The organism is Amycolatopsis coloradensis (genome assembly GCF_001953865.1).
Lineage (GTDB): Bacteria > Actinomycetota > Actinomycetes > Mycobacteriales > Pseudonocardiaceae > Amycolatopsis > Amycolatopsis coloradensis.
This window is the reverse complement of record NZ_MQUQ01000006.1, coordinates 128,650-148,293: the sequence shown is the minus strand read 5'-3', so window position 1 is coordinate 148,293 and position 19,644 is coordinate 128,650. Positions and strand designations below refer to the sequence as shown.

The following is a 19,644-nucleotide window of genomic DNA, read 5'->3' as shown; positions in this document are numbered from 1 at the left end:
GACGACGTTGTGCGCCACCTGGCACGTGCTCGAACCGGGTGACGAGCTGGGTTCGGTGCTGCCGATCGGCCGCCCGCTTCCCGGCAGGCGGTTGTATGTGCTGGACGTCTTCCTGCGTCCGTTGCCGCCGGGCGTCGCGGGTGACCTGTACATCGCGGGCGAAGGGCTGGCGCGGGGTTACCTGAGTCGCGCGGCGTCGACGGCCGAGCGGTTCATCGCCGATCCGTTCGCCCCTGGCAAGAGGATGTACCGGACGGGCGACGTGGCGTACTGGACCCGGCAAGGCGAGCTGGTTTTCGGTGGGCGGGCCGACGACCAGGTCAAGATCCGCGGCTATCGCGTGGAGCCTGGCGAGATCGAGGCGGTGCTGGCGGCACAGCCGGGCGTCGACCAGGCGGTGGTGGTGGCCCGTGACGGACGCTTGATCGGCTACGTCGTGTCCGCTGACGGCGTGGATCCGGCGCGGCTGCGGGAGCGGATCGGCGAGGTGCTGCCGGACTACCTGGTGCCGGCGGCGGTGCTGGCGCTGGACACCCTGCCGGTGACGGCGAACGGGAAGATCGACCGGGCGGCGTTGCCGGATCCCGACTACGGCGGACGCGTCTCCGACCGGCAGCCGGTCACGGAGATCGAACGGGCGCTGTGCGCGCTGTTCGCCGAAGTGCTCGGGGTCGAGCGGGTCGGCGCGGACGACAACTTCTTCGAACTGGGCGGCGATTCGATCACGTCGATGCAACTGGCGGCGCGGGCCCATCGCCACGGAATGGTCTTCGGCACGCCAGAGGTGTTCGAGTACAAGACCCCGGCTGGAATCGCGACGATCGTCGAACCGGAACCGGAGAAGCCCGGCGACCCGGGGCCCGTCACCTCCGACGCCGCACTCCTCGATCTCGGCAAGGACGAGATCGAGGAATTCGAAGCCGAATTCGACGCTTCTTGACCGGGTCTTGGGTGGCGCTTCGTGTTCTGGAGGGGTGGGGTGTTCGGGCGCTTCACCTTCCCTTGGACATGTCGCACCCAATGTGGCATTGGGGGTTCTGAGCGCCTCCAACGTGGCATTGGGTGCAGCGACTTCCGTCGTTTCGGGTTGTTGGGGAGTGGGAGAGGTGGGGGTGTGTGGAAACACACCCTCTCCGGATCCGGTTGTCATAGGGACTTTCGTGCGGGACCGTGTGGATTTCGGGTCATCTGACGTCCCAAAATCCACACAGTGGGGGACGAGGTCCGGCAGCGGGGCCGGTGACCGATCCCGCGGTGCGGCACCTTTCCTTGGACATGTTGTCCGGGGCGGCTTGCCGGGCGGATGATTCTCCACAGGGGACATCTCGCATTCGGCCTCTCGGCTTTGACCAGGACGAGATCGAGGAATTCAAGGCTGAGTTCGACGGCGAACTTCAAGCCCTTCGCAGATCGAGGGAGATTTTGATGGCTCAGTCGCGGATCGAGGAAATCTGGCCGCTGTCGCCGCTGCAGGCCGGGTTGCTCTTCCACGCGGTCTACGACGGCGAAGGGCTCGACGTCTACATAGGACATTGGATCCTGGACCTGGAGGGGCCGGTCGACGCGACGAGGCTGCGGGCGGCTTGGGAGGCGCTGCTGGACCGGCATGCTTCGCTCCGGGCTTGCTTCAGGCAGCGCAAATCGGGTGAGACGGTGCAGATCATCGCCAGGCAGGTGGAACTGCCGTGGCGTGAGGTCGACCTTTCCCACCTCGATGATCCCGCCGAGGCCGTGCGTGAGGTGGCCGAAGAGGACCGGACGAGGAGGATCGACCTCGCGACGGCGCCGTTGCTGCGGCTGACCTTGATCCGTCTCGGCGACACCTCGCACCGCCTGGCGGTGACCTGCCATCACACGATCATGGACGGCTGGTCGATGCCGATCGTGCTCGACGAGCTGTCGGCGCTGTACGCGGCCGACGGTGGCACGCCGGATCTGCCGGAAGTGACGTCGTACCGGGACTACCTCGAATGGTTGAGCCGCAAGGACAAGACGAGGTCGCTGACGGCGTGGACGGCGGAGCTGGGTGGCGCCGAGGAGCCGACGCTGGTGGCGCCCGCCGATCCGGCGCGAGCGCCGTCCGTGCCGGAGAGCGTCGAGGTCGAGTTGCCGGAAGACCTCACGCGATCGCTGGACGAGCTGGCTCGCCGTCACCGGTTGACGCTGAACACGGTGGTGCAGGGCGCGTGGGCGCTGGTGCTGGCGCAGCTGGCTGGCCGGACGGACGTGGTGTTCGGCGCGGTGGTCTCGGCGCGCCCGCCGGAGTTGCGCGGCGTCGAGGGGATGGTGGGGCTGTTCCTCAACACCGTTCCCGTGCGCGTGCGGTTGCGTGGTTCGGCGCCGGTCGTCGAACTGCTGGCGGAATTGCAGAAACGGCAGGCGACGCTCGTCCCCGACCAGTTCGTGGGGCTGGCGGACATCCAGCAGGCGGCCGGCCCCGGCGCGGTCTTCGACACTTTGCTCGTCTTCGAGAAGTTCCAGCGTGAGCCCGGCGAATCGGACTCCGCCAAACCGTTCGGCCTTCGGGTGAACCAGGGCAGGGAAGCCGCCCACTATCCGCTCACGCTGGTCGCGGTCCCTCGCGAGTCGCTGCTCCTCAAACTCGACTACCTGACGGATCTCTTCGACCGGGACACCGCTCTGTCCATAGTGGAGCGGTTCAGCGGGGTGCTGCGTCAGCTGACGGCGGCGAGTGGGAGCACGGTCGCCGAGGTCGAGGTGACGACCGAGGCCGAGCGCGCGTTGGTGGCGAAGGAGTGGGGCGCCTCCACGGCCGAGGCGCCGAGCGTGCCCGCCCTGGAGCTGTTCGATCGTCAGGTGGAGCGCCGCCGTGACGCGACAGCGGTCGCCGATGGCGATCAGACGGTGTCGTACGGAGAACTGGCCGAACACGCGGAGAGACTCGCCGGTTATCTGAGCGGCCGGGGTGTCCGGCGCGGGGATCGCGTGGCCGTGGTGATGGAACGGTCACGCGATCTGATCGCGACGTTGCTCGCGGTGTGGAAAGCGGGCGCGGCGTACGTGCCGGTGGATCCCGCCTATCCGGCGGAACGCGTGAAGTTCATGCTGGCCGACGCGGAGCCGTCGGCGGTGGTGTGCGCGGAGGCGTACCGGGACGCCGTGCTGGACGGCGGACTCGAACCGATCGTCCTCGACGATCCGGAGACCCGGCGGGCGGTCGCGGAATCCGCTCGACTGTCGGTCGGTGTGAGCGCCGGCGACCTCGCGTACGTGATGTACACATCCGGGTCGACGGGGACGCCCAAGGGTGTCGCGGTGTCGCACGGCAATGTCGCGGCACTGGTCGGCGAGCCCGGTTGGCGGGTGGGCCCCGCCGACACCGTGTTGATGCACGCCTCGCACGCGTTCGACATCTCCTTGTACGAGATGTGGGTGCCGCTGCTGTCGGGCGCCAGGGTGATGCTGGCCGGATCGGGCGCTGTCGACGGCGAAGCACTGGCCGGATACGTGGCCGACGGTGTCACGGCCGCCCACCTGACCGCGGGCTCCTTCCGGGTGCTGGCCGAAGAGGCACCGGAGTCGGCCGCCGGTCTGCGCGAGGTGCTGACCGGCGGGGACGCGGTGCCGCTGGCGGCGGTGGAGCGGGTGCGGCGGACGTGCCCGGACGTGCGGGTGCGGCATCTCTACGGGCCGACGGAGGCCACGCTGTGCGCGACGTGGTGGGTGCTCGAACCCGGGGACGAGACGGGATCGGTGCTGCCGATCGGCCGTCCGCTCGCGGGGCGGCGTGTCTACGTCCTCGACAGCTTCTTGCGTCCCGTTCCCCCGGGAGTGGCGGGCGAGCTGTATGTCGCCGGAGCCGGTGTGGCGCAGGGTTATCTGGGCCGTTCGGCGTTGACGGCGGGGCGATTCGTCGCCGACCTGTACGTCGCCGGTGAGCGCATGTACCGGACCGGGGACTTGGCGTACTGGACGGATCAGGGCGCGCTGGCGTTCGCCGGACGCGTGGACGACCAGGTGAAGATCCGCGGGTACCGGGTGGAGCCCGGTGAGGTCGAGGTGGCGCTCGCCGCCCTGTCCGGTGTCGGCCAGGCCGTGGTGTCCGCCCGGGGCGAACAGTTGATCGGTTACGTGGTCGCGGAAACGGGACACGCAGCCGATCCGGCGCGGCTGCGCGAACAGCTCGCCGAGACGCTGCCCGAGTACATGGTGCCCGCCGCGCTGCTGGTGCTGGACGAGTTGCCGTTGACCGTCAACGGAAAGGTGGACCGGCAGGCGCTGCCCGAACCGGACTTCGCCTCGAAGTCGGCGGACAGGGAGCCCGCCACCGAGGCCGAGCGAGTCCTTTGTGGAGTATTCGCCGAGGTGCTCGGCCTCGACCAGGTCGGTGTCGAGGACGACTTCTTCGAACTGGGCGGGGATTCGATCTCTTCTATGCGGGTGGCGGCCCGGGCGCGCCGGGAAGGTTTCTCCCTGACGCCGCGGCTGGTGTTCGAGCACCGGACTCCCGGGCGGCTGGCGGCACCGGTCCACGGTACTCAGCCGACGCGACCGTCCACAGTGGATGATGGCGTGGGAGAGATCCTTCGCACGCCGGTGATGCATGCCCTCGGGGACGACGCGGTGCGCCCCGGCTTCGTGCAGGCGCGAGTCGTGGTCACCCCGGCGGGCTTCGACCAGGACGCGCTGGTGACCGCCCTGCAAGCCGTGCTGGATGTGCATGACCTGATGCGGGCCCGGGTGGAGCCCGATGGACGGCTGATGGTGGCCGAGCCGGGGACGGTGACCGCGGCGAGCCTGGTCACGCGAGTGGACGCCGGATCCGAAGATCCCGGCGAGGTCGCCGAGCGCGCGGTCAGGGCGGTGACGGGCGAGCTGGATCCGTCGACGGGGACCATGCTGCGGGCCGTCTGGGTCGACGCCGGAGCCGCGCCGGGCCGGTTGGCCTTGGTGGCGCACCATTTGGCCGTCGACGCGGTTTCGTGGGGGATCCTGCTGCCGGATCTGCGCGCGGCGTACGACGATGTGACCTCCGGCGGGACTCCCGCCCTCGAACCCGTGACGACGTCGTATCGCCAGTGGGCGCGACGGCTGACGGAGCAGGCGTTCAGCGAGAGCACCGTCGCCGAAGTCGAGTACTGGGCCGCCACGCTGGACGGCGCGGATCCGGTGCCGGAGCAGGGTTCCGGGCAACCGCACTCGTGGTCCCGGACGTTGTCGGGAGCCGAAGCACGCGGCCTGGTGGCCGACGTGCCGGGAGCTTTCCATTGCGGGATCCAGGAAGTCCTGCTGGCCGGTCTGGCGGGCGCGATCGCGCGACCGGACGGCGCCGGGGTGCTGGTGGACGTGGAAGGCCACGGCCGCCACGGCGCCGACGGCGAGGACCTGCTGCGCACCGTCGGCTGGTTCACCAGCGTGCATCCGGTCCGCCTTGACGTCTCCGGCGTCGACCTTTCCGCCGTCGCGGCCGGGAAAACGGCGGCGGGGGAGTTGCTGAAGGCCGTGAAGGAACAGGCCCGAGCCGTCCCCGGGGATGGCCTCGGCTACGGGCTTTTGCGGCATCTCAACCCCGAGACCGGGTCCAGGCTGGCCGGTTTGCCGTCCGCGCGGATCGGTTTCAACTACCTCGGCCGGACCGGTGTCACCGCCTCCGGGGACACCGGGTGGCAGGTGGCTGAAGGAGTACTCGGCGGTGGCCCGGACCTGGTCCTGGCCCACGCCGTCGAGGTCGGCGCCGACGTTCAGGACACGCCCGACGGACCCCGGCTGAGGCTCGCCATCGACAGCGGGGATCTCGACCCCGCCACGGTGGAGCGGCTCGGGGAGGCCTGGGTCGCCATGCTGACCGGTCTCGCGGCCCTCGCCGGAACCCCCGGCGCGGGCGGGCACACGCCGTCCGACTTCGCCCTCGTCGCGGTGACGCGGCGGGACGTGGCGGAACTGGAGGCCGCGGCGCCGGGACTGACCGACATCTGGCCGCTGTCGCCCTTGCAGGAAGGCATGCTGTTCGAGCGGGCCTTCGACGAGGACGGCGTCGACGTCTACCAGAGCCAGCGGATCCTGGACCTCGACGGACCGCTCGACGCGGACCGGCTGCGCGCGGGATGGGACCAGGTCCTCGCCCGGCACGAATCGCTCCGCACGAGTTTCCACCAGCTGGGCTCCGGCGAGACGGTGGCTGTCGTCGCGGACGCGGTCGACCTCCCGTGGCGTGCGGTGGACGTGTCGCACCTCGCCGAGGCGGACGCGAACGCGGCGGTCGAACGCCTTCTCGCGGAGGACCAGGCGGAGCGGTTCGACGTGACCAGGCCGCCACTGCTGCGGCTGTCGCTGATCCGCCTCGGAGAGGGACGGCACCGGCTGGTGGTGACGTCGCACCACGTTCTGCTGGACGGCTGGTCGACACCGCTCATCCTCGGCGAGATGTCGGCAGGCTACGCGGGTGGACAGGGTTCGTCGCGCGCACCGTCCTATCGGGACTATCTGTCGTGGCTGAGCGGCCAGGACGTGGCGGCGACCCGGGCGGCGTGGCGGTCCGAGCTGGCCGGGTCGGACGAACCGACCGTGGTGGACGCCGACGCGGGCAAGACGATGGTGATGCCGGACAACCATTCCGAATGGCTGCCGGAGGAGACGACCCGCGCACTCGCCGACTTCGCCCGGAGTCACGGGCTGACGGTGAGCACGATCGTGCAGGGCGCGTGGGCACTGGTGCTGGCGCGACTGGCGGGCCGGACCGATGTGGTGTTCGGGACGGTGGTTTCCGGGCGTCCGGCGGAGGTGCCGGAGGTCGAGCGGATGGTGGGGATGTTCATCAACACCGTCCCGGTCCGCGTGCGGCTCGACGGCGACCAGCCGCTGGTGGAGATGTTGCGGGACTTGCAGAGGCGTCAATCGGCGCTCACCGAACACCAGTACCTCGGGCTGCCGGAAATCCAGAAGGCGGCGGGAACGAGCGCGGTCTTCGACACCATCGTGATGGTCGAGAACTACCCGCACGGCGCCGCCGGTCTCGGCGACGACGGCGGGGTCGTGATCAGCTCGGTCGTCACCAGGACCGGTACCAGCTATCCGCTGACCATGAACGTCAGTCCCGGTGAGCGCCTGCGGATCAACGTGGCCTACCGGCCCGATCGGATCGGCGGGGAAACGGCCGCCGAGGTGGCGAGGCAGGTCGTCCGGGTGCTGGACCGGGTGGTGCCGGATTCCGCGCTGCCGGTGGGCCGCCTGGGCGTGACGAGCGACGCGACGCGTGTGTCCGTTGTGGAGCGTTGGAATTCGACGGGTGACGCGGTGGCCGCGTCGTCGGTGCTGGAGTTGTTCCGGCGGCAGACGGGCCGGTCCCCGGAAGCGGTGGCGGTCGTGGACGGCGCACGCACCCTGTCCTATGACGGCCTCGACCGGGAATCGGATCGGCTGGCGGGACACCTGGCCGCGATCGGCGTGCGGCGTGGTGACCACGTCGGCGTGGTGCTGGAGCGCGGCGCGGACCTGTTCGTCGCCCTGCTCGCGATCTGGAAGGCGGGGGCCGCGTACGTCCCGGTGAACGTGGACTACCCCGCGGACCGGATCGAGCGGATGCTAGCCGACGCCGGGACCTCGGTGGCGGTTTGTGTGGAAGCGACCAGGAACGCGGTGCCGGACGGTGTCGAGCCGGTGGTCATGGACGCGATCGAGGGAGCGCGGTACGAGGCGCCGTCGCTCACCGTCGGGGCACACGACGTGGCCTACGTGATGTACACGTCGGGTTCGACCGGAGTGCCGAAGGGCGTCGCGGTGCCGCACGGAAGCGTGGCGGCACTGGCGGGCGACCCCGGCTGGTCTCAGGGACCCGGCGATCGCGTGCTGCTGCACGCTTCGCACGCGTTCGACGCGTCGCTGGTCGAGATCTGGGTGCCGCTGGTCAGCGGGGCTAGCGTGCTGGTGGCGGAACCGGGCGCGGTCGACGCGCAGCGGCTGCGGGAAGCGATCGGACGGGGCGTGACCACCGTCCACCTGACGGCCGGGACCTTTCGGGTGGTGGCCGAGGAAGCGCCGGAATCCTTCATCGGACTGCGGGAGATCCTGACCGGCGGGGACGCGGTGCCACTCGCCTCCGTCGCCCGGATGCGCCAGGCCTGCCCGGACGTGCGCGTCCGTCAGCTCTACGGCCCCACCGAGATCACCCTCTGCGCCACCTGGCTCGTCCTCGAACCGGGGGCCGAAACGGGCGACGTCCTGCCGATCGGCAGGCCGCTGGCCGGCAGGCAGGCGTATGTCCTCGACGCGTTCCTCCAGCCGGTGGCCGCGAACGTGACCGGCGAGCTCTACCTCGCCGGTGCCGGGCTGGCGCACGGTTACCTGGGCGCCAACGGTTCGACGTCGCAGCGGTTCGTCGCCAACCCGTTCGCGCCCGGTACGAGGATGTACCGCACCGGAGACCTGGCCCGCTGGACGGAGCAGGGCGAGCTGGTGTTCGCGGGCCGGGCCGACTCCCAGGTGAAGATCCGGGGCTACCGCGTCGAACCGGGGGAGATCGAGTCGGCGCTGGCCGAGGTCCCCTTCGTCGCGCAGGCGGTCGTGGTGGCGCGGGAAGAACGTCCCGGCGAAAAACGGCTGATCGCTTATGTGACCGCGGAAGCGGGGCGGGAACTGGATTCCGGCGCGGTCCGCGAGCACCTCGCGGCGCGGCTACCGGAGTTCATGGTGCCGGCCGTGGTGCTGGTGCTGGACGGCTTCCCGTTGACCCTCAACGGAAAGATCGACCGCGCGGCGTTGCCCACTCCCGAATTCACCGGGAAGCCCGCCGGTCGCGAGCCACGCACCGAGACCGAACGAGTGCTGTGCGGCCTGTTCGCCGAGATCCTCGGCGTGGACCGGGTCGGCGCCGACGACGGTTTCTTCGAACTGGGCGGGGACTCGATCCTTTCGATGCGGTTGGCCGCCCGGGCCCGGCGCGAGGACCTCGTCTTCGGTGCCAAGCAGGTCTTCGAACAGAAGACACCGGCGGCGATCGCGGCGATCGCCGAACGTGGCGGTGAGACACCCGCCGACGTCGCGGACGGCGTCGGTGACGTCGCCTGGACGCCGGTGACGCGGGCACTGCTCGAACGCGATCACCACGCGATGACCCGGGGGGCGCCCGCGCAGTGGGTGACCGTCGGCGCGCCCGGCGATCTGTCGCCGACGGCGCTGACGGCCGGTCTCGGCGCGCTGATCGACGCACACGACCTGCTGCGGAGCCGGGTCGTGGAGACCGAGGGGCAAGAGCCCCGGCTGGTCGTGGCCGACCGGGGAACGGTCGACGCGGCGAGGCTGGTCACGCGGGTCGAGGCAGACGCGGCCGACCTGGACGAGATCGCGGAACGGTGCGCCCATGAGGCGGCCGGACGGCTGGACGCCGCGGAAGGCGTGCTGGTACAGGCGGTGTGGGTGGACGCGGGACCCGGCCGCGTCGGACGGCTCGTGGTGGCCGCGCATCACCTCGCGGTCGACGTCGTGTCGTGGCGGATCCTGCTGCCGGACCTGCAACAGGCTTGCGAAGCCGCCGTCGCCGGCCGGGAACCGGTGCTCGACCCGCCCGCGGTTTCGTTCCGGCGCTGGGCACGGACGCTGACCGAGCAGGCGGCGATCCGGACCGGCGAACTGACGACGTGGACGGAGATCCTCGACGGCGCACGGACGCGGGTGGGCGAACTCGACCGCGCACTGGACACCGTCGCGACCTCGGGACGCCGGTCTTGGACCTTGCCGCGCGACCGGGCGAGCGTGCTCGTGGAGAAGGCCACCTCGGCCTTCCACTGTGGTGTCCACGAGGTGCTGCTGGCCACCCTGGCCGGCGCGGTGACCCACTGGCGCGGCGGCACGTCCGTCGTGGTGGACGTCGAAGGTCACGGCCGTCAGCCCCTCGACGAAATGGACCTGTCGCGGACGGTCGGCTGGTTCACCGACGTCCATCCGCTCCGGCTGGACGTGACCGGGGCCGACCCGGCCGAAGCGATCGCCGGTGGCGCCGCCGCGGGCCGGTTGCTGAAGAGTGTCAAGGAGAACGTGCGAGCCGTGCCCGACGGCGGGCTCGGCTACGGGATGCTGCGGTACCTCAACGCCGAGACGGGGCGGGTGCTGGCGGCGCTGCCGGACGCGGAGATCGGGTTCAACTACCTCGGCCGCTTCCCGTCCCGGCTCGACGGTGCGGCGGAACCATGGCAGATCGCGGGAACCATCGGCGGCACGGCGGAGCGGGACGCGCCGTTGCGGCATGTCGTGGAGACCGACGTGGTCGTGCTGGACTCCGCCGAGGGACCCGAGATCAGCCTGACTTTGACCTGGGCCGAGCGGGTTCTCGGCGAAGCCGACGCGGAGTCGCTCGCGAAGGCCTGGCTGGAGCTGCTGACCGGCCTCGCCGCCCACGTCGGCGATGACCGCGCCGGCGGGCACACGCCGTCCGACTTCCCGCTCACCGCGCTGACGCAGCGGGAGGTGGAAGAGGTCGAGGCCGCCGTGCCGGATCTGCACGACATCTGGCCGCTTTCCCCGCTACAGGAGGGTTTGCTGTTCCACGCCGCCGACGAGCGTGGCCCGGACGTCTACGCGAGTCTGCGTAACCTCGCCCTCGACGGCCCGCTGGACGTCGACCGCCTCCGCGCGTCATGGCAGGCCCTTCTCGACCGGCATCCCGCCCTGCGGGCGAGCTTCCACCAGCTCGAATCCGGTGCGACCGTGCAAGCGGTCGCCCGCGAGGTGACGGTGCCCTGGCTGGAAACCGACCTGTCGCATCTGCCGGAGGACGAGGCGCTGGCGGAGTACGACCGCCTCGCGGCGGAGTTGCAGGCCGACCGGTTCGACCTCACCCAGGCGCCGTCGCTGCGGCTGCACCTGGTGCGCCTCGGCGAACGACGGCACCGGCTGGCCATGACGTCGCATCACATCGCGGCGGACGGCTGGTCACTGCCGCTGTTCATCGTCGACGTGGTGGCGGCATACGAAGCCGGAGGCGACGGCACGGCCCTGCCGATCCCGACGTCCTACCGCGACTACCTCGCCTGGCTCGTCCGCCAGGACAAGGCGGCCGCGCGGGAGGCGTGGCGGACCGAACTCGCGGGGCTCGACGAGGCGACCCACGTGGTGCCGCCGGACTCGATCATCGCGCCCGTCGAACCCGACCGGGTCACGTTCGAACTCGGCGAGGAGCGGAGCGGGCGGCTGGTGGAGTTCACCCGCCGCCACGGCGTCACGGTGAACACGCTCTTCCAGGGGGCATGGTCGCTGCTGCTGGCCCGGCTGACGGGTCGCGACGACGTGGTCTTCGGGGCCACGGTGGCCGGGCGTCCGCCCGAGATCCCCGGTGTGGAGTCCGCGGTCGGCCTGTTCATGAACATGCTGCCGGTCCGGGCAAGGCTGACCGGCGCCGAACCGATCGTGGACATGCTGACGGATCTGCAGGAACGCCAGGTCGCGATGATGGCGCACCAGCACATCGGGCTGGCCGAGATCAACCAGCTCGTCGGTCCCGGCGCGGCGTTCGACACGATCGTGGTGTTCGAGAACCCGCCGCTCCCGCTGCGTCCGTCCGAGGACGCCGACGCGCTCGTCATCCGCCCGGCGGCGATCCCGAACGACACCGGGCACTATCCGCTGTCCATGCGGGTGTCCGCGGCGACCGGAATCCGCGGTGAATGCATCTACCGTCCGGACGTGTACGACCGGACGGAGGCCGAGGCGGTCGTCGCCTCGATCCTCCAGGCGGTGGACCAGATCGTGGCCGAGCCGCGGACGCCGGTGGGCCGGGTCGCCCTGACCGGCCCGGAGCAGCGCCGCCTGGTGGTGGACGAGTGGAACCAGACCGACGTGCCGCTCGACGCGGCGACGTTGCCCGTGTTGTACCGCAGGCAGGTCGAGCTGTCCCGTGACGCGGTGGCGGTGCAGGACGCCACGCGGAGCCTGACCTTCGGCGGGCTGCTCGACGAGGTCGAGGCGCTGGCCCGGCTGCTCGTGGGGCTGGGTGTGCGGCGTGAGACCCGGGTGGGCGTGGTGGTCGGCCGCTCGGCCGAACTGGCGGTGACGCTGATGGCGGTGTCGTTCGCAGGCGGGGCGTTCGTGCCGGTCGATCCGGACTATCCGCGTGAGCGGGTCGAGCTGATGCTGACGAGTTCGGCTCCCGAGGTGCTGGTGTGCACGACGGCGACCAGGGCGGTCGTGCCGCCGGGATTCGCGGGCGCGGTGCTGGTGCTGGACGAACTGCCCGCCGCCGATCCGGGGGTGGTGCTGCCGCACGTGGCGCCGGACGACGCGGCGTATGTGATCTACACGTCGGGATCGACCGGGGTGCCCAAGGGCGTCGTGGTCACCCATTCCGGGCTCGCCAACCTGGCCCACGCGCATATCGAACGTCTCGCCGTGACGTCCTCTTCGCGGGTACTCCAGTTGTCCGCCATCGGTTTCGACGCCATCGTGTCCGAGCTGTACATGGCTCTGCTCGCGGGCGGGACCTTGGTGCTGCCTGACGCGGAGAGCATGCCGCCACGGGTGACGCTGGGCGACGCGTTGCGGCGGTGGGAGATCACCCATCTCACCGTGTCGCCGAGTGTGCTGGCGGCCGAGGAAGACCTGCCGGACAGCCTGGAGAGTGTGCTGACCGGCGGCGAGGTGTGCACGCCGATGCTGGCGGACCGCTGGTCGCCGGGCCGCCGGATGATCAACGCGTACGGCCCGACCGAGACGACGATCTGCTCGACGATGAGCTTCCCGTTGTTCCCGGGACACGAGGTGGTCCCGCTCGGCGGCCCGATCCGGAACGTGCGGCACTACGTGCTCGACTCCTTCCTGCAACCGGTACGGCCGGGGGTCGCCGGCGAGCTGTACATCACGGGGGTCGGACTCGCCCGCGGTTACCTCGGGCGCCCTGGCCTGACGTCGGAACGGTTCGTCGCCAGCCCGTTCGCGCCCGGTGAGCGGATGTACCGCACCGGCGACCGGTTCCGCTGGACCCGCGAGGGCCAGCTGAAGTTCGTCGGCCGCGCCGACGCACAGGTCAAGGTGCGCGGCTACCGGGTCGAGCCCGCCGAGATCGAGACCGTGCTTTCGGAGCATCCAGGGGCCGCCCAGGTGGCGGTCGCCGTGCACCGGGACGGACCGGGCGACAAACAACTGGTGGCGTACATCGTGCCGACGGCGGGCACCCCCGCCGAGCCGCTCGTCGCGGCCCTGCGCGAGCTGGCGGCCGAACGTCTGCCCGAGTACATGCTGCCCGCGGCGTTCGTGCCGCTGGACCGGATGCCGTTGACCCCGAACGGAAAGCTCGATCACCGGGCGCTACAGGCTCCCGACTTCGCCGGGATGACTTCCGGGCGGGATCCGCGCACGGCGACCGAGGCGACGCTGTGCGAGCTGTTCGCGGACGTGCTCGGCCTGGACCGCGTGGGTGCGGACGACAGCTTCTTCGAACTCGGCGGCGACTCGATCACTTCGATGCAGCTGTCGGCACGGGCCCGCCGGAAGGGGCTGGAACTGACGCCGTGGCAGGTGTTCGAAGGAAAGACACCGGAAGGGCTGGCGGTGCTCGTCACCGAACTGCCCGCCGAAGGCGCGAGCGTCGCCGCACCGGAGCCGGAGACGGGCATGCTCGTCGCTCTTTCCCCTGACCAGTTGGACCAACTCGAGGCCGGATTGGCCCGCGATTAACCGCTATAAGGAGCAGATCGTGACCGTTGACGACACTCGCGCGAAGCCCCGCTCCAGCGTCGAGGACGTCTGGCCTCTCTCGCCGCTGCAAGAAGGGATGCTCTTCCACACCGTCCTCGACAAGGACGGGCCGGACACCTACACCGTGCAGACCGTCTACGGCATCGACGGCCCGCTGGACGCCGGGCGACTGAAGGCGTCGTGGCAGGCGCTCGTCGATCGGCATGCCGCGCTGCGGGCCTGTTTCCGCTATGTCAGCGGCGCGCAGATGGTGCAGGTCATCTCCCGCGACGCCGAGATCCCTTGGCGCGAAACGGATCTCTCCGGGCTGCCGGAGGACATCGCCGACGGCGAGGTGGACCGGCTGGCCGCTGAAGAGGTAGCCCAGCGGCTGAGCATCGAGACGGCGCCGCTGATGAAACTGCACCTGGTCCGGCTGGGCCCGGAGCGCCACCGGCTCGTGCACACCCTTCATCACGTGCTGACCGACGGCTGGTCGATGCCGATCATCCACCGCGAGCTGGCCGAGATCTACGCGGCGGGCGGTGACGCGTCCGGGCTTCCGCCCACCGTGTCCTATCGGGACTATCTCGCCTGGCTGGGACGGCAGGACAAGGAAGCGGCCCGGACAGCCTGGCGGGACGAACTCGCCGGACTGGACACCCCCACCACCGTTGTCCCCGCCGATCCGGCCCGCGTGCCGGAGATCCACACGGCGGTGGTCGAGCTGTCCACCGAGCTGACCGACGGCCTCGCCCGGCTGGCGCGCGGCAACGGTCTCACCCTGAACACCGTCGTGCAGGGCGCGTGGGGTGTCGTGCTCTCGCAACTCGCCGGCCGCACCGACGTGGTGTTCGGCGCGACCGCCTCGGGGCGTCCCGCCGATCTGGCCGGTGTGGAATCGATGGTCGGCCAGCTGCTCAACACCCTGCCGGTCCGCGTCCGGCTCGACGGCGCGCGGCGGGCCGTCGACCTGTTCACCGATCTGCAAAGCCGCCAGTCGACGCTGATGGCTCACCAGCACCTCGGTCTTCAGGACGTGCTGGCCGTCGCCGGACCCGGGGCGGTCTTCGACACGCTCGTCATCTACGAGAACTTCCCCCGCCAGGGACTCGGCGAGGAGCCGGACGGCCGCCTCGCCCTGCGCCCGGTGAAGCGGGGACGCAACTCCTCGCACTATCCGTTCACCCTGATCACCGGGCCCGGCGAGCGGATGCCGCTCATCCTCGACTACGACCGTGGCCTGTTCGACCACACCGCCGCCGAATCGGTCGTGGGCGCGCTGGCGCGGGTGCTGGAGCGGCTGGTCACCGAGCCCGACGTCCTCGTCGGCGGGCTGACGCTGCTGAGTGAGACCGAGCGCGCCTTGGTGGTGGACGACTTCAACGCGACCGCGGGCCCGGTGCCGGGGAAGTCCGTGATCGAACTGTTCGGGCGGCGGGTGGCCGTGGCGCCGGACGCGGTGGCGATCACCGATGCCCACGGCGAGAACCTGACCTACGCCGCCCTCGACCAGGCGTCGAACCGGCTGGCCCGCTACCTCACCGGTCGCGGCGTCGGCCGAGGCGACCGCGTCGGGGTGGCCATGGACCGGTCCCCGGAACTGCTGGTCACGTTCCTGGCGATCTGGAAGGCGGGCGCCGCGTACGTCCCGGTGGACGTCGAGTACCCGGCCGAGCGGATCGCGTTCATCCTCACCGACTCCGAGATCTCGACCGTCCTCTGCACTCAGGCCACCCGTGGCGTCGTGCCGGGGGACGCGATCGTCCTCGACGCGCCGGAGACGCGGGCGGCCGTCGAGGCCGGTGCCGCCACGGCGCCGGGGTTCCAGCCGAGCGCCGACGATCTCGCGTACGTCATGTACACCTCCGGATCCACCGGCATCCCGAAGGGCGTGGCCATCCCGCACGGGGCGGTGGCCGGTCTGGCAGGCGACGAGGGCTGGCAGCTCGGTCCCGACGACGGTGTGCTGATGCACGCGACGCACGTCTTCGACCCCTCGCTCTACGCGATGTGGGTCCCGCTCGTCACGGGTGGCCGGGTCCTGCTCACCGAGCCGGGAGTGCTGGACGCGGGCGGGGTCCGGCAGGCCGTCGAACGGGGCGCGACCGCCGTCCACCTCACCGCCGGTACCTTCCGCGCACTGGCGGAAACTTCCCCGGAGTGCTTCACGGGCCTTGTCGAGATCGGGACCGGCGGGGACATGGTTCCCGCGCAGTCCGTGGAGAATCTGCGCCGGGCCCAGCCCGCCCTGCGGGTGCGGAACACCTACGGGCCGACCGAGACCACCCTGTGCGCGACGTGGCTCCCGATCGAGCCCGGTGACGTGGTCGGCCGGGAGCTGCCGATCGGCCATCCGATGGCGAACCGCAAGATCTACCTCCTCGACGCCTTCCTGCGACCGGTCACGCCGGGGGTGGCGGGCGAGCTGTACATCGCGGGCACGGGCCTGGCCCGCGGCTACCTCGCCAAACCGGATCTGACGGCCGAGCGGTTCGTGGCGTGCCCGTTCCTCCCCGGTGAACGCATGTACCGCACCGGGGACCTCGCCCGCTGGACCCGCGACGGCGAGGTCGTGTTCCTCGGGCGCACCGACGAGCAGGTGAAGATCCGCGGCTACCGGGTCGAACTGGGCGAGGTCGAAGCCGTGCTGGCGGCCCAGCCGGGCGTGGTCGAGGCCGTCGTCTTGGCGCGGGAGGACCAGCCCGGTGAAAAGCGCCTGGTGGGTTACGTCGTCTCCGACGGCGGTGACGCGGGAGCGGACGAGATCCGGCGGCAGCTCGGCCTGGTCCTGCCCTCGTACATGGTCCCGCTGGCGATCGTCGTCCTGCCCGGTCTGCCGGTCACCCCCAACGGCAAGGTGGATCGCCGGGCACTGCCCGCCCCCGATCTCGCGGGACGTTCGTCGGAGAAGGCACCGCAGAGCGAAACCGAGAAGGTGCTGTGCGCGCTCTTCGCGGAGATCCTCGGCGTCGACCAGGTGGGGGTCGACGCCGCCTTCCACGACCTCGGCGGGAGTTCGGCGCTGGCCATGCGGCTCATCGCGCGGATCCGGGAAGAACTCGGCGCGGATCTGCCCGTCCGGCAGCTGTTCACCTCGCCGACGCCCGCGGGGGTCGCCAGGGTGCTCGCCGCGAAATCACGCCCCGCGCTGGTGGCCGCCACGCGAGGAGACCGGGTGCCCCTCACCGCCCGGCAGCTCCGCGCCTGGCTGCTGGCCAGTCCCGGCGAGGAGACCGCCGACCAGTACGTCTCGGTCGCGCTGCGGTTGCGAGGCAAGCTGGACGTGCCCGCGCTGGCGGCGGCGCTCGGCGACGTCGCGGCGAGGCACGAGATCTTCCGGACGAGTTTCCCCGGCCACGGGCAGAGCGTCCATCAGCACATCCACGACGCACTGACGGTCGAGCTGACCCCGATCACGGTCACCGAGGAGGACCTCGCCGGGGCGCTGGCCGAGCGGCGCGAACGACTCTTCGATCTCACCAAGGAGGTGCCGTGGCGCTGTGACCTTTTCGCACTGTCCGAAAAGGAACACGTGCTGCACCTGAAGGCGCACCGCATCCTCGCCGACGACGACTCGATCGACGTGTTCTTCCGTGACCTGGCCGCCGCGTACGGCGCCCGGCGTTCGGGCCGGGTCCCGGAGCGGGCGCCCCTGGCCCTGCAGTTCGCCGACTACGCGATCTGGGAGCAGCGGCTTCTCGCGGACGAGCAGGAGCCGGGCAGCCTGGTCAACGAGCAGGTCGTCTTCTGGCGGGACAACCTGGCCGGTATCGACGGGGAGACGGTGCTTCCGTTCGACCGCCCGCGACCGGCCGTCCCGTCGCGGCGGGCCGGTTCGGTCCCACTGCGGCTGGACGCCGCCTCCCACGCCCGGCTGACCGCGGCGGTGGAGCGGCTCGGCGCGGACGCGCGGCAGACGGTGCACGCCGCGCTCGTCATGCTCCTGGCCAAATACGGCGCCGGTGAAGACCTGGTGATCGGCACGACCCTGCCGCGGGACGACGACTTCATCGACCTCGAGCCGATGATCGGCCAGTTCGGCCGCCCGCTCGCCCTGCGCACGGACGTCTCGGGCGATCCGACCTTCCTGGAGGTCGTCGCCCGGGTGCAGGAGGCCGACACGGGCGCGAACCAGCACCTGGACCTGCCGTTCGAGCGGATCGCCGAGCTGCTGGACCTGCCTGCCTCGCTGTCGCGCCACCCCGTGTTCCAGGTGGGACTGGAGGTGCGGGACGAGGAGATCGGCACGTGGGACGCGACGGAACTGCCCGCCCTGCGCACCAGCGTCGAACCCGGCGGACTCGAGGCCATCGAGCTGGATCTCGCGTTCCGTCTCGCCGAGTGCCATGACGACGAGGACGCCGACGACGGCATCGCGGGCTCCCTCCACTACGCCGTCGACCTGTTCGACCAGGACACGGCCGAGTCGGTCGCCCGGCGGCTGGTCCGCGTCATGGAACAGGTGGCGGAGGATCCCGGACGGCGGATCAGCGACCTGGACCTCTTCCTGGACGACACCGAACGCTCCCGTCCGCCCATCGCCCCGGCGCGGTGGTCCGGGGAGGTCCCGCCGGTGCTCGCCGAGCTGGCCGGGAACGGCCCGCTCGGCGCGCTCCTGCTCGACGGCGACCTGCGTCCCGTCGCTCCCGGCGCCGTCGGCGATCTCTACGTCACCGGCCAGGGCGTCGACGAGGGGGAGACCGACCAGCCGACCGTGCCCTGTCCGTTCGGGGAGCCGGGGCACCGCATGCTGCCCACCGGTTTGCGTGCCCGCAAGACCTCCGCCAAGACCTTGCTCGTCGTCGGCGAGCGGCGGCGGTCGAACGCCCTGGTGCGGATGGGCGACTACGAGATCCTGCTGCCGCTGCGAGCGGGAGGTGACCGTCCGCCGCTGTTCTGCTTCCACGCGAGCGGCGGATTGAGCTGGAACTACGGCCCGTTGCTGAACCACCTGCCGTTGAATCAGCCGGTCTACGGAGTGCAGGCGCGCGGCCTGGCCCGTACCGAAGCCCTGCCCTCCAGCGTCGAGGAGATGGCGGCCGACTACCTCGAACAGATCCGCGCCGTCCAACCGTCCGGGCCGTACCACTTCCTTGGCTGGTCCCTCGGCGGGAGGATCGCCCAGGCGATGGCCGTGGCGATCGAGGCGGCGGGGGAGGAGGTCGGTCTGCTCGCCCTGCTCGACGCCTATCCCACCTATATGGGGAAGAAGTCGACCGGCGCCGCAGCCGACGAAGAGGCTTTCGGGAAACGGAAGCAGCGGGAATTGGAACTCGCCGGTGAAGTGGTGGAGGGCGAAGGCGCCCGATCGCGGTTGAAGGCGGTCATGCGGAACCTCTGGGAGGTCGGGCCGCGGCACACCGCTTCCCAGAGCTTCGCCAGCGACGTCCTGCTCTTCATCGCCGCGGTGGACCGTCCCGCGCACATGCCCGTGGACTACGCGCGGGACAGCTGGAAGGACTACACCAGCGGCACCGTCGAATCCCACGAGATCCCCTCCGACCACTACGAGATGGTGCAGCCCGCGGCGTTGGCCCAGATCGGGGCCATCGTCGCCGAGAAACTCCGGCCCCGGCCGGACCGTGAAAGGACACAGCGATGAGCAATCCGTTCGACAACGAAGACGGTTCCTTTTTCGTGCTGGTCAACGACGAAGGCCAGCATTCCCTCTGGCCGACCTTCGCCGAGGTGCCCGCGGGCTGGACCCGCGTCCACGGCGAGGCCGGCCGCCAGGAATGCCTCGCCTACGTCGAGGAGAACTGGACCGACCTCCGGCCCAAGAGCCTCATCCGGGAAGCCGGCGCCTGACCGGAGGCGTCCAGCCGCTCAAGGTGGACGGTTGGACGAGCCCCGACTCTCGTCCGACCGACCTGAGTGTCTGTTCGTGAACCCGCGGCCGCGGATCGCGTCGGCAGGGCGCGACCTGGTCCGAACCAACTCACGTTGACGACAAGGCGCCCTGCCACCGCGATCGCGGGCCTTCGGCCGGGGCGGGTTCACGCGTCAGGTCCCTTTCGCGAG

Annotated in this window: 4 protein-coding genes; all 4 read left to right on the top strand. The window is 70.8% G+C overall.

The window, feature by feature from the left end; all coding sequences use genetic code 11:
- The coding region (locus tag BS329_RS44535; RefSeq protein ID WP_158075783.1) for a phosphopantetheine-binding protein at positions 1-940 on the top strand (940 nt) is incomplete at its 5' end.
- 485 nt (positions 941-1,425) lie between these two features.
- On the top strand, positions 1,426-13,620 hold the full coding sequence (locus BS329_RS14145; RefSeq protein ID WP_076160582.1) for a non-ribosomal peptide synthetase: 12,195 nt from the start codon (positions 1,426-1,428) through the stop codon (positions 13,618-13,620).
- 19 nt (positions 13,621-13,639) lie between these two features.
- Positions 13,640-19,225, top strand: coding sequence for a non-ribosomal peptide synthetase (locus tag BS329_RS14140; RefSeq protein ID WP_076160579.1), 5,586 nt, complete (start codon positions 13,640-13,642; stop codon positions 19,223-19,225).
- Positions 19,222-19,431 carry an MbtH family protein gene (locus tag BS329_RS14135; protein WP_076160577.1) on the top strand — a complete coding sequence of 70 codons (210 nt, stop codon included), beginning with the start codon at positions 19,222-19,224 and terminating at the stop codon, positions 19,429-19,431. Before BS329_RS14140 ends, BS329_RS14135 begins: the two co-directional genes overlap by 4 nt.
- The last annotated feature ends 213 nt before the right edge of the window (positions 19,432-19,644 follow it).

Excerpts from the sequence above, each read along its gene's own strand:
- BS329_RS14145 (WP_076160582.1), top strand. The coding sequence starts at position 1,426 with ATGGCTCAGTCGCGGATCGAGGAAATCTGGCCGCTGTCGCCGCTGCAG.
- BS329_RS14135 (WP_076160577.1), top strand. The coding sequence starts at position 19,222 with ATGAGCAATCCGTTCGACAACGAAGACGGTTCCTTTTTCGTGCTGGTC.